This is a genomic window from Simplicispira piscis (genome assembly GCF_054783455.1).
The window spans coordinates 447751-459953 of the sequence record NZ_BAAGQN010000015.1 but is presented as its reverse complement, the minus strand read 5'-3'; the positions used below and the strand labels follow the sequence as shown (position 1 = coordinate 459953).

General features: G+C 66.4%; 12 protein-coding genes. 10 read left to right on the top strand and 2 right to left on the bottom strand.

The window, feature by feature from the left end; genetic code table 11:
• The 9 genes from ACYVOC_RS11865 (at position 1) to ACYVOC_RS11825 (ending at position 9682) form a co-directional block, all read left to right on the top strand.
• Positions 1-333 carry a thioredoxin family protein gene (locus ACYVOC_RS11865; protein ID WP_461161944.1) on the top strand — a complete coding sequence of 111 codons (333 nt, stop codon included), beginning with the start codon at positions 1-3 and terminating at the stop codon, positions 331-333.
• A gap of 684 nt (positions 334-1017) precedes the next feature.
• Positions 1018-1845, top strand: a complete 828-nt coding sequence (locus ACYVOC_RS11860) for a TatD family hydrolase (RefSeq protein WP_461161943.1) — start codon at positions 1018-1020, stop codon at positions 1843-1845.
• A gap of 96 nt (positions 1846-1941) precedes the next feature.
• Positions 1942-2475 (top strand): DNA-deoxyinosine glycosylase, encoded by a 534-nt coding sequence (locus ACYVOC_RS11855; RefSeq protein ID WP_461161942.1) that lies wholly within the window; start codon positions 1942-1944, stop codon positions 2473-2475.
• A gap of 10 nt (positions 2476-2485) precedes the next feature.
• Positions 2486-3250: a class I SAM-dependent methyltransferase gene (locus ACYVOC_RS11850; RefSeq protein ID WP_461161941.1), complete on the top strand. Its 765-nt coding sequence runs from the start codon at positions 2486-2488 to the stop codon at positions 3248-3250.
• Positions 3251-3285: 35 nt separating this feature from the next.
• Positions 3286-5085: a GspE/PulE family protein gene (locus ACYVOC_RS11845; RefSeq protein WP_116004581.1), complete on the top strand. Its 1800-nt coding sequence runs from the start codon at positions 3286-3288 to the stop codon at positions 5083-5085.
• 90 nt (positions 5086-5175) lie between these two features.
• A complete protein-coding gene (locus ACYVOC_RS11840; protein ID WP_116004580.1) occupies positions 5176-6468 on the top strand; it encodes a DUF3422 family protein in 1293 nt (430 codons plus the stop codon).
• Positions 6469-6666: 198 nt separating this feature from the next.
• Positions 6667-7095 (top strand): acyl-CoA thioesterase, encoded by a 429-nt coding sequence (locus tag ACYVOC_RS11835; RefSeq protein ID WP_116004579.1) that lies wholly within the window; start codon positions 6667-6669, stop codon positions 7093-7095.
• Positions 7096-7107: 12 nt separating this feature from the next.
• Entirely contained in the window at positions 7108-8730 is a 1623-nt protein-coding gene (locus tag ACYVOC_RS11830; protein ID WP_461161940.1) for a gamma-glutamyltransferase family protein, read from the top strand.
• A gap of 28 nt (positions 8731-8758) precedes the next feature.
• A complete protein-coding gene (locus ACYVOC_RS11825) occupies positions 8759-9682 on the top strand; it encodes a DMT family transporter (protein WP_116004577.1) in 924 nt (307 codons plus the stop codon).
• Positions 9683-9689: 7 nt separating this feature from the next.
• Here the strand turns inward: ACYVOC_RS11825 and ACYVOC_RS11820 are convergent, their stop codons facing one another.
• Together ACYVOC_RS11820 and ACYVOC_RS11815 are read right to left on the bottom strand one after the other, a co-directional pair.
• Positions 9690-10646, bottom strand: a complete 957-nt coding sequence (locus tag ACYVOC_RS11820; protein ID WP_233521149.1) for a M48 family metalloprotease — start codon at positions 10644-10646, stop codon at positions 9690-9692.
• 11 nt (positions 10647-10657) lie between these two features.
• Positions 10658-11242, bottom strand: coding sequence for an SH3 domain-containing protein (locus tag ACYVOC_RS11815; RefSeq protein ID WP_461161939.1), 585 nt, complete (start codon positions 11240-11242; stop codon positions 10658-10660).
• A gap of 72 nt (positions 11243-11314) precedes the next feature.
• Here ACYVOC_RS11815 and ACYVOC_RS11810 point away from each other — a divergent pair, with 72 nt between their 5' ends.
• Positions 11315-12145 (top strand): SDR family oxidoreductase, encoded by an 831-nt coding sequence (locus ACYVOC_RS11810; protein WP_116004575.1) that lies wholly within the window; start codon positions 11315-11317, stop codon positions 12143-12145.
• Positions 12146-12203: the final 58 nt, after the last annotated feature.

The window sequence follows — 12203 nt, the reverse complement described above, 5'->3', positions numbered from 1 at the left end:
ATGGCGATGGAGACGGTTTGTGGAGAAGCGCAACTGCAGGCGCGCATTGCGGGACCCGCGCTGCTGGTGTTGTTTGGCGGCGCCCACTGCGGCGTGTGCCAGGCGATACGGCCGCGCATTGAAAGCATGGTGGCGCAATCGTTTCCGCAGGTCGCCATGGCTTATGTCGATTGCGCGCAGGCGCCTGCGGTGTGCGCACAGCAGGGTGTTTTCAGCCTGCCGGTGTTGCGCTTCTATTTGGGCGGGCAACTGGCGCTGGAGCGTGGGCGCAGCTTCAGCCTGCAGGAGGTGGGGGCGGAGATGGAGCGGTTGTGGGGGTTGTTCTCTTCTTGAGCCTTTTAGGGGGTTTGGGGTTTTGCGGAGGGCGGAGGCCGGGATTCGCCCCGGCGGGCGACCTCCTTTCTTGTGCGCGACAAGAAAGGAGGCAAAGAAACGCGCCCCATAGCCTGCGGCCCCTGTGCGGGGCACACCTGCGCCGGGGTGCTTGCGGGGTGCGCCGTGGAACTCACTGCGCGCTACGCGCTCCGTTCGGACAACCACGGCGAGTCAGATCACGAAGCGGGTGTGTCCTGCGGCACACCCGCCACCCCGCAAGCACCCCGCCGCAGGCGCAGCCAGAAGGGGGGGGAAGCCCCCTACGGGCCATCGCTGCGCTCGGCCCGGCATGCGCGGCACGTAGCGCCTGCGCCCCCTGTGGCCGAGCGCAGCGATGGCCCGTGGGGATTTTGGGTCCCAACCCCTTCTGTATGCACCTGCGGCGCGCAGGGGATGGCGGATCAGGGCTCGCGATTGTTTGAGCGCCGCAGGCGCGAGTTCGAGCGAGACCCCGCCAGCACCAAGCACCGCAGGTTGCCCGCAGCGAAGCGCAGGGACGCAGACAGCAGGGTCGCCTTTCTTTGGAGTACTTTTCTTTGGCGAAGCAAAGAACAAGTACCTCGCCCGCCGGGGCGAGACCCGGCCTGCGCCCTCAGCAAAGCGCACAGTCACCACAAGGCCCTGTATGGGATCATCCCCCCCATGTCCCTCTGGATCGACACCCATTGCCACCTCGACGCCCCCGAGTTTGCGCATGACGCAGACGTTGTGCGTGCCCAGGCCCGCGCCGCAGGCGTGCAGCATCTCGTCCTCCCAGCCGTGCAGGTCGCACATGCCGAAGCCGTACGCAGGCTGGCCCACCGCCATGGCGACAGCTACGCCCTGGGCATCCACCCGCTCTACACCCTGCAGGCGGCGGATGACGACCTGGCGCGCCTGGCGCAGCGGCTGGATCAGCACCGCGACGACCCGCACCTTGTCGCCGTGGGCGAAATCGGCCTGGACTTCTTTGTGCCGGGGCTGGACGCAGAGCGACAAGCGTATTTCTACCGCCAGCAACTGCAACTGGCACGCCGTTTTGACCTGCCCGTAATCCTGCATGTACGCCGCTCGGCCGACCCGTTGCTCAAAGGCCTGCGCGAAGTGCCGGTGCAGGGCGGCATTGCGCACGCCTTCAACGGCAGCCTGCAGCAGGCGCGTGCCTTTATTGCGCTGGGCTTCAAACTGGGCTTTGGCGGCGCGTTGACCTACGAGCGTGCGCTGCAATTGCGCCGCCTGGCCACGGAACTGCCGGTCGAGGCGCTGGTGCTGGAGACCGATGCGCCTGACATGCCGCCGCACTGGCTCTACCGCACCGCTGCCGAGCGCGCCGCAGGCGCTGCGCAGGGCCGCAACACCCCCGCTGAGCTGCCGCGCATTGCCCAGGTGCTCGCTGATCTGCGCGGCATGGCACTGCACGACCTGGCGCGCCAGACGCACGCGAATGCGCTGCAGGCATTGCCCTGTCTGCAGAGGCGTACAAAAAAATAAGAGAAAATGCCATCTAACGCTCTACCATCAAGCGCAATTAGCTATTGAATTGATAGTAAATGTAACTTGCGCAAGCCTCCCCGAAAGCCGCACACCATGACCCACCCAGCGACACCCTTGCCAACGCCCCCAGGGCGGCTGGTGGGTTTGCCGCCGGTGGTGGGGTCGGGCACGGTGGTGCTGGTGCTGGGCAGCTTTCCCGGCGTGGCGTCGCTGCGGGCGCAGCAGTATTACGCGCACCCGCACAACCATTTTTGGCGCATTCTGCAGGCGCTGTGGCCGCAGCACCTATTGCCCGGGCCACAGGACTATGCGGCGCGCTGCGACTGGCTGCTGGCGCGTGGCCTGGGCTTATGGGATGTGTACGGCGCGTGCGAGCGCGAGGGTAGCCTCGACGCCCGCATCCGCAATGCCGAGGTGAATGACTTTGCCCTCCTGCGTATGCGCTGCACCCGGCTGGCTGCCATCGCACACAATGGCGGGGAAAGCTTTCGGCATGCACGCGCCACGGCGGCGTTGGGCGTGCCGGTGTGCAAGCTGCCCTCGACCAGCCCGGCCAACGCCTCGTGGAGCTTTGAGCGCAAACGCGCGGCGTGGGGCGAGGCCCTGGCCGCCCATGGAATCCTTTGAAGACAATTGAATGGCCCGCAAGAAAACCACCACCGACGAACTGCCCGAAGTCAGCGTCTCCGACGACGGCGAGGTGCGCCACCTGCACTTGGGAACACCCTGGATCCAGGGCTCCATGCGCATCGATGCACCTTTTGATCTGGAGCTGGAATACATCCAGCGCATGATGGCCTGGCTGCTGTTCATGGAGCCTGCCAGCGTGGGCAAACGCCACGCCATGCAACTGGGCCTGGGGGCCGGTGCCATCACCAAGTTCTGCCACAAGAAGCTGCGCATGTGCGCCACCGCCATCGAACTCAACCCGCAGGTGCTGGCCGTGTGCCGCGCCTGGTTCAAGCTGCCGCCCGACGGCCCCAAGCTGCGCGTGGTGCTGGCCGATGCGGCGCAGGAGATCCGCGATCCCATGTGGCTGGGCACGGTCGATGCGCTGGCTGTGGACCTGTACGACGACCAGGCCGCGGCCCCTGTGCTCGATACGCCCGACTTTTATGCCCATTGCCGCGACCTGCTGAGCGAGGATGGCTGCATGACAGTCAACCTGTTCGGCCGGTCGTCCAGCTTTGAGCAGAGCATCGAAAAAATGGCCACCGCCTTTGGCGAAGATGCGCTGTGGGCCTTCAAGCCCACGCGCGAGGGCAATACCGTGGTGCTGGCCCAGCGCACGGCCACGCGCTTCAAGCGCGGTGAACTGGCCGCGCGCTGTGAAGACCTGAACCAGCGCTGGGGCCTGCCCACCGCCAAGTGGGTGCGCGGCTTCAAGCCCCTGGCGGGTTAAGCGGTCGCGGCGATACTGCACCAAAGAGCACAGACATGACACACCATACCTCCCATGCGCCCATCCCACGGGCGTCCGGCCCGGCCCCCGTGGGGCCGCTGGACTGGCGCCGCATTGTCGATTGGCTGAGTACCGACGGCGTGATTGCCACCGAGGAGGCGCAGCGCACCATTGCACGCTGTTCGCAGGCCGAAAGCGCCCAGCACCCGCTGGTGCGCCTGGCCAACGTGGCCATGGTGCGCGAGCGGGACGGCAAGCCGCTGGACATCGAGATGCTGACCGAATTTTTGGCCCAGCGCTGCGATCTGCCCTACCTGCGCATCGACCCCCTCAAGGTGGATGTGGGCAAGGTGGCCGACACGATGAGCGCCACCTATGCCGAGCGCCACAAGGTGCTGCCGGTGCAGGTCACAGCCAAAGAGGTGGTGATCGCCACGGCCGAGCCCTTCATCACCGACTGGGTGGCCGAGGTCGAGCGCCAGGCGCGCCGCCCGGTGCGCCGCGTGGTGGCCAATCCGCTGGACATCCACCGCTTTACCGCCGAATTCTTTGCCTTGGCCAAATCGGTGCGCGTGGCACAAAAGGCGGGCGGCAACGCGGCCACCAGCAACTTCGAACAGCTGGTCGAACTGGGCAAGACCAACAAGCAGCTCGACGCCAACGACCAGGGCGTGGTCAAGGTGGTGGACTGGCTCTGGCAGTACGCCTTTGACCAGCGCGCCAGCGACATCCACCTCGAACCCCGGCGCGAGCAGGGCGTGATCCGTTTTCGCATCGACGGTGTGCTGCACCCGGTCTACCAGATGCCGCTCTCCGTGATGAGCGCCATGGTGGCGCGCGTCAAGCTCCTGGGCCGCATGGACGTGGTGGAAAAGCGCCGCCCGCAGGACGGCCGTATCAAGACGCGCAACCAGCGTGGCGACGAAGTCGAAATGCGCCTGGCCACACTGCCCACGGCTTTTGGCGAGAAGATGGTGATGCGGATTTTTGACCCCGACACGGCGGTCAAGGACCTCGACGCGCTGGGCTTTGCGCCGCACGACGCACAGCGCTGGGAAGAACTCATCAAGCGCCCCTACGGCATCATCCTGGTGACTGGGCCTACGGGTTCGGGCAAGACCACGACGCTGTATTCCACCCTCAAGCGCGTGGCCACCGAGGAGGTCAACGTCAGCACGGTGGAAGACCCGATCGAAATGATCGAGCCCAGTTTCAACCAGACGCAGGTGCAGCCGCAGCTCGATTTCAGTTTTGCCGAAGGCGTGCGCGCCCTCATGCGCCAGGACCCGGACATCATCATGGTGGGCGAAATCCGCGACCTGGAAACCGCCGAAATGGCCGTGCAGGCCGCGCTCACGGGCCACCTGGTGTTCAGCACCCTGCACACCAACGACGCGATCTCGGCCGTCACCCGTCTCATGGAACTGGGTATTCCGTCCTACCTCATCAATGCCACGCTGCTGGGCGTGCTGGCCCAGCGGCTGGTGCGCACGCTGTGCAAGGAGTGCAAGCAGCCCGACGAAGAGGCCTCGCAGGATGCGCTGGCCCAGGCGGTCAAGCCCTGGAAGCTCAGCGGGAGTTTCCATCCCTACAAGCCCGTGGGCTGCGTGGATTGCCGCATGACCGGGTTCCGTGGGCGCATGGGCCTGTATGAATTGCTCACCGTCACCGAGACGCTCAAGGCGGGCATCACCAAGGAGCCCTCGATGGACACCTTGCGCCGTCAGGCGGTCAAGGATGGCATGCGTCCCCTGCGCATGGCGGGCGCCCTGCGCGTGGCGCAGGGCATGACCACGCTGGAAGAAGTGGTCGCAGCCACCCCGCCTCCGCAGTAAAGACGCACACACACACCAAGGCCTTCCCCGGTACCCCACAGCGTTCATCGCTGTGATGGCCCCTCTCTTGCCACCAAAGGTTTTTCTTCGATGCTCTCCGCGCCCCCCCCTGCGCAGCACCCCCAGCGGGCGCAGCTGCACAACGAGGTTCACGCCCGCCCGCCCGAGGCCATCAGCGCCCCCGTAGCCAGCACGCACATCGTGATGCTGGCCGACGCGGCCGGGCGTGAAGCCAGCCGCGCCCATGTGGCCGCGCTGCTGCGCAACCACCACCAGGCCCTGCCCGATGGGCAGACCACGCACCTGCGCGTGGACCTGGGGGCCTACCGCCTGCGCTGGGAGATGCACACCGAGTTTGTCAGCTGGACATTTACCGTGCCGCTGCAGACCGAGGGCTTTGGTGAGCGCGAGCCCGTGGGCGCCTTGAGCGCCGTGCCGCGCGACTGGCTGGCGCAACTGCCGGGCCAGTGCCTGTGCAGCCTGAACCTGTGGGTGCTGCCCACCAAGGAGTTCGGTTCGGGTTCGCTGGTGCGCCATGTGTTGAATGAGGACACCCTGGTGGCCTCCACCGTGGCCGACGGCCATGGTGAGGTGTATACCGACTTCGCCATCCACGCCGATGGCCATTCGCGCATGGTGCTGCTGACCGGCGGCATGACGCCCCGGCGCCTGGGCCGCCTGGTGCAGCGCCTGCAGGAGATCGAAACCTACCGCATGGCCGCGCTGCTGGGCCTGCCTGCCGCACGCGAGGCGACCGCCTTGTTGGCCAGTGCCGAGCGTGAACTGGCCGAACTGGCCGATGCCATCCGCACCGCCAACCGCCATGCCGAGCCCGCATTGCTTGACCGGCTGACCCGCCTGGCCGGGCAGGTGGAAAGCGCCTACGCAGCCACGCATTCGCGGTTTTCGGCCAGCAGTGCGTATTTCGAGTTGGTGGACCGGCGCATCCAGGACATTTACGAATCGCGCCTGGCCGGCATGCAGACCATTGGCGAATTCATGCACCGGCGCCTGACCCCCGCGCGCAGCACCTGCGAATGGGCTGCACGGCGGCAAGAAGCGCTCTCGCGGCGCGTCTCGCGCATCAGCAACCTGCTGCGCACGCGCGTCGAGATCGAGCAGCAGCAAAGCAGCCAGCAGCTCCTGGCCAGCATGAACCAGCGCCAGGACATGCAGCTCAAGCTGCAGTCCACGGTGGAGGGCCTGTCGGTGGCTGCCATCACCTATTACATCGTTGGCCTGGTGAGCTACCTGGCCAAGGGGGCGCAGCCGGTCGGTTGGCCCCTCTCGCCCGAGACCACGGCGGCCATTGCCATTCCTGTGGTGGGGCTGACCGTGTGGTGGTCGCTGCGGCGCCTCCATCACAAAATGTTCAAGCACTGAAATGAAACACCCCCCCTGTGTCGCTGCGCTCCTTCCCCCCACTCTCGCATCGCTGTGCGATGCGAGAGTGGGGGGATGCCACCGGTGCGGCGGGGCGGCCCTTGCACGGTGGCCCTGGCTTGGGCCGCGCCAGTTTCATCGGTGAGGGGTGGCGTCTAGCGCGACGGATCACTGAGATTTTTTCAACCTTCAATTCCTATGCCCCGCATCCAGTTCCAGCTGCCAGAGCAGTTCACGTTTTCCACCGAAATCCAGATCTACATCAGCCATGTCAACCAGGGCGGGCATCTGGACAATGCGCAGTTGCTCACGCTGGTGTCCGAAGCCCGCGTGCGCTTCTTCCAGGCCCTGGGCTATCGCGAAGCCGGTGTCGAGGGGCTGTCCATCGTGGTTGGAGACATCGTGGCCCAGTACAAGTCCGAGGGCTTCCATGGCGAGACCATGCGCGTGGAAATGCTGCCCACGGATTTCAACCGCTATGGCTTCGATATCGTTTTTCGCATGACCGAAAAGAATGCGGGCCGCGAAGTAGCGCGCGGCAAACTGGGTGTGGTGTTCGTGCACCCGCAAGACAAAAAGGTCGCCCCCGTGCCTGAGCGTTTTATGGAGCGGATTGCCGCCCTCTGAACGGGAGCCGCCATGCGCTTCGACTACCAACCGTCCTACCCCAGCGCGCGCCTGCCGCTGTTTGCGCGCAATGTGGTGGCCACCTCGCATCCGCTGGCGGTGCAGGCGGGGCTGCGCATGTTGTGGCAAGGGGGCAATGCCGTGGATGCCGCCGTGGCCGCCGCCGCCGCCATGGCCGTGTGCGAGCCGGTGAGCAATGGCCTGGGGGGCGATGCCTTTTGCATCCTCTGGGACGGCCAGGCCTTGCACGGACTCAACGCCTCGGGGCGCGCGCCGCAGGCCTGGACGCCGGACTACTTCCACCGCAAATACGGCACGGCGGCCCGCACGCCGCCCCGCCGGGGGATGGATTCAATCACCGTGCCGGGCGCGGTCAGTGCCTGGGTGGCACTGAGTGAACGCTTTGGCAAGCTGCCGTTTGCCGACCTGATGGCACCCGCGACCGAGATCGCCGAGCGCGGCTACGCTGTGCCCGTGGTGGTGCAGGGCAAATGGGCGGCCGCCGTGCCCGAGCTGCAGGCGCAGCCCGGTTTCGCCCAGCACTTCATGCCCTGGGGGCGGGCGCCGCAGGTGGGCGAGCTGTTCCGCTTCCCGGCGGCAGCGCGCGCGCTGCGCGCCATTGGCGCTACGCGGGGCGAGGCGTTCTACACCGGCGCAATCGCCCAGGCCCTGGCGCGGTTTTCTGCGCAGCATGGCGGCGCCCTGACGCTGGCCGATCTGGCGGCGCACCGGGCGGAGTGGGTTGCGCCCCTTGCGCAGGCTTACCGGGGCTACGACGTGCATGAAATCCCGCCCAGCGGGCAGGGCCTGGCCGCGCTGATGGCGCTGGGCATGCTGGAGCATTTCGACCTGGCCCGCCTGCCCGTGGATGGCGCGGCCGCGCAGCACCTGCAGATCGAAGCCATGAAGCTGGCCTTTGCCGATGTCTACCGCTACGTGGCCGATCCATCGTCGATGGAGGTGACGGCCGCGCAAATGCTCGATGGCAGCTACCTGGCCACCCGTGCCAAACTCATCGACATGCAACGCGCACAGGACTTTGGCGCCGGCAAGCCTGCCGGGGGCGGCACCATCTACCTCACCACGGCCGACGAGAACGGCATGATGGTCAGCTTCATCCAGAGCAACTACCAGGGCTTTGGATCGGGCTGCGTGGAGCCTGAGTTCGGCATCAGCCTGCAGAACCGGGGCTTTGGTTTCAGCACCGACCCGCGCGGCGCCAACCCGGCCAACCGGGTGGCGCCGGGCAAGCGGCCGTTCCACACCATCATTCCCGGCTTTGTCACCCAGGGCGGCCAGCCAGTCATGGGCTTTGGTGTGATGGGCGCCAACATGCAGCCCCAGGGCCACGTGCAGACGCTGGTGCGCATGCTCGACCATGGCCAGAACCCGCAGGCCGCATGCGATGCGCCGCGCTGGCGCTACAACCAGGGGCTGTCGGTGCATGCCGAGGCCACTTTGCCTGCAGAGACCCTTCAGGGCCTTGCAGAACGCGGCCACCAGATGACGGTGCTGAATGACCCCTATGGTGAGTTTGGCGCAGGCCAGTTCATCTGGCGGCTGGGCGATCCCCACACCCAGGGCTACGTGGCCGCCAGCGACCCACGGCGCGACGGACAGGCGGCCGGGTTTTAGGTTCGATTTACAGAGATTTGAATAAAAAGTGCCTCTAACGCAATCGCAGCAAGCGCTGGTAGCTAGCAAAAAAAGAGCATCCGGTTTGGTGCTGGCCCTGTTGGGCGCCATTGCCTTCAGCGGCAAAGCCATCATCGTCAAGCTGGCCTACCGCTATGGGGTGGATGCCGTCACGCTACTGATGTACCGCATGCTGTTTGCCTTGCCCATTTTTGCGGCCATGGCCTGGTGGGCGAGCCGGGGCCAACCGCCGCTGGAACCCCGGGACCGCTGGGGCGTGCTGGGGCTGGGGTTTTCGGGCTACTACCTGGCCAGTTTTCTCGACTTTGCCGGGCTCGCCTACATCAGCGCCAGCCTGGAGCGGCTGATTCTTTACCTCAACCCCACCATCGTCCTGGTACTGGGCTGGGCCGTGTATGGGCGCGGCATCCGCTGGGGGCAGGCGCTGGGCATGCTCATCAGCTATTGCGGCGTGGTGCTGGTGTTTGGCCAGGAGGTGCACCTGCAGGGCACGCACACGGCCTGGGGCACGGCGCTGGTGCTGGGCAGCGCTGTCAGCTATGCCATCTACCTGGTCTACAGCGGCGAGATGGTCAAGCGCCTGGGTTCGCTGCGCCTGGTGGGGCTGGCCACCAGTGTGGCCTGTGTGCTGTGCCTGCTGCAGTTTGCCCTGCTGCGGCCGCTGTCGGCGGCGCTGGTGGCGCCTGAGGTGGTGTGGTTGTCGGTGCTCAACGCCCTGCTGTGTACCGCCGCGCCCGTACTCATGGTGATGATGGCCATCGAGCGCATTGGCGCCAGCGCAGCCTCTCAGGCCGGGATGGTCGGGCCCATGTCCACCATTTTGATGGGGGTGTGGCTGCTGGGCGAGCCCTTTACCCCCTGGGTGGCTGCGGGCACGGTGCTGGTGATCGCCGGGATTTTTGTCTTTACCCGCCCGGCGCGGGTACGGTAGCCACGGCTTACTTTTTGCGTGTACCGCCGCCCAGGCGCTGTGCCACCGTGACCGTCGGGGCGCCCGCAAAGCCATCGAGCCGCTGGCCCATGGCTTGTTCCAGCTGGTCCAGGCGCGTCTGTGCTGGGGGGTGGGTGGACAGGGCCAGGGTGAACATGGGGTTGTCCGGCGTGGCCGTGCGCAACTGCTGCAGCACCGCTACCAGGCCGAAGGGGTCGAACCCGGCACGGGCCGCCAGGGCGACGCCATTGCGGTCCGAGTCGAACTCATCGGTCTGGTCCAGGCCGCGGGAATACAGGTTGCGGCCCAGTGCCAGCAGCTGTGAGGCCACCAGGTTGCCCACGGCGTTGGTCTTGATTTGCGAGGCCACCAGTTGCGTCAGCAGCCCTGACTGGGCCGACTTGCGCATGGCGTGCAGGTGGTGCTTGGCCGTCACGTGGGTGATCTCGTGCGCCAGGATGCCGGCCAGCTCGGCCTCGTCGGCGCAGCGGTCGATCAGCCCCTTGGTCACGAACACATAGCCGCCAGGGGCGGCAAAGGCGTTGTAGCCGTTGTCGTTGAGCACGACGAAGGTCCAGGGCAGATGGGGCCGTTCGGACTGCAGGCTGATCCAGCGGCCGAGCTGGTTCACATAGCGCTGCAGCTGCATGTCGGGGTGCAGGGGCTTGCTGCCCAGCAGGACGGCGGCGAGCTGGCGGCCGATTTCGATTTCGCGGGGTTCGTCGATGTTGTCCACCGAGCCCGAGAGCAGGCTGATGAGGTCGTCGCCCTGGCCGCTGTTGCCCGCCGGGGTGCCGATCACAGCGCCCAGCAGACCCGCAGCACCGGAGCCCGAGCTGCCGGAGCCACCCAGCGAATTGAGCAGGTTCATCATGCCTTGGGCATGGACAGGGGCCGCTGCCAGGGCCAGGCAGGTGGCAGCCGCCGCGAGGCCGGTGCGAGAGAACAGGGTTTTGATACGCATGGTGTCTCTCTTCAATTGGGGCTCATGTTGTCCGGCGTGAACTGGCTGCCGCCCGCAGCAGGGCGGGGCGGCTCTGGCAGGGGTTCGACCCGCTGCGCGCGCAAGGCCGAAGCGCTGGCAAAGCGCTGGGCCTGCTCGGAGCTGACGCGCAATTTCTCGGCGTTCTTCACAGCCGCCGCGTTGGGCTGGGCGTTGGCAATGTCCTCGGCACCCAGACCGCGGATGCCCACGGTGGAGGTGGCCGTCGTGGTGCTGCCGCTGCCGCCAAACAGGCCGCCCAGGCTGCGCAGGCCGCTGGTGGCGCCGCCACTGGCGGGGGCTGCGCCCGCTTGCGCGCCCAGGTCGAACATGTGCACCCACCCGGCTGCGCCCTGTGGGGTGCGCACTTTTACCCATGAACCTTTGCGTTCGCCAGTGCGCGCAACGCTGCTGTCGGCCGCCAAGGCGCCCAGGCTGGCGGAGGTTGGTGCGGGGCCTTCGCGCAGATCCGTGGCGCGTTTGAGGATGGCGGCGTCTTGCTGGGCCAGCGCGGGCGCAGCCAGTAGCGCCAGCGCCAGGGCGGCAGCCAGGCTGCCGTGGTGCAACCAGGAGTTCATGGGCTTCTCCATATATTTATTTATGATGGGATCGCGCTGACGTTGTGCTGCAGCGAGTAGACGGGGATTGTTATGGATTTGGGCTTGGCGGGCAAATGGGCGCTGGTATGCGGCGCGAGCAAGGGTTTGGGGCTGGGCTGTGCCCAGGCGCTGGCCGCGGAAGGGGCGCACGTGGTCATCAATGCACGCCAGCCCGAGGCGCTGCAATCTTCTGCTATTGATTTGAGAGCTATTGGCGCACAGTGGGAAAGCGTTAACGGCCAAAAAGGCATTAAACCCCAGGTGCTGACGGTGGCTGCGGACATCACGACCCCCGAGGGGCGGGCGGCGGTGTTCAGCGTGCCCGGCGGGCCAGGACATGGTTTCGACATCGTGGTCACCAATGCCGGCGGGCCGCCGCCCGGCGATTTTCGCGATTGGGACCGCGAAGCCTGGATCAAGGCCGTGGACGCCAATATGCTGACGCCCATCGAGCTGATCCGTGCCACGGTCGATGGCATGGCCGAGCGCGGTTTTGGCCGCATCGTGAACATCACGTCCAGCGCGGTGAAGGCGCCCATCGACATTCTGGGCCTGTCTAATGGTGCGCGCAGCGGCCTTACGGGTTTTGTGGCCGGGGTGGCTCGCAGCAGCATTGCCGCCCGGGGGGTCACCATCAACAACCTGTTGCCCGGCAAGTTCGATACCGATCGCCTGACCGCCACCCTGGGCGGTGCTGCGGCGCGCAGCGGGCGTACGCTGGAAGAGGTGCGCTCGGCGCACCAGGCCAGCATTCCGGCGGGTCGCTTTGGCTCAGCCCGGGAGTTCGGCGCACTCTGCGCTTTTCTGTGCAGCGTGCATGCCGGGTATGTCACTGGACAAAACCTGCTGGCCGACGGGGGCGCCTACCCTGGAGCGTTTTGAGTACGATTTTCCAAGGGTAAACCCTGGGTTTGGTTTTTGTAGGGAGTGGCACGACCCG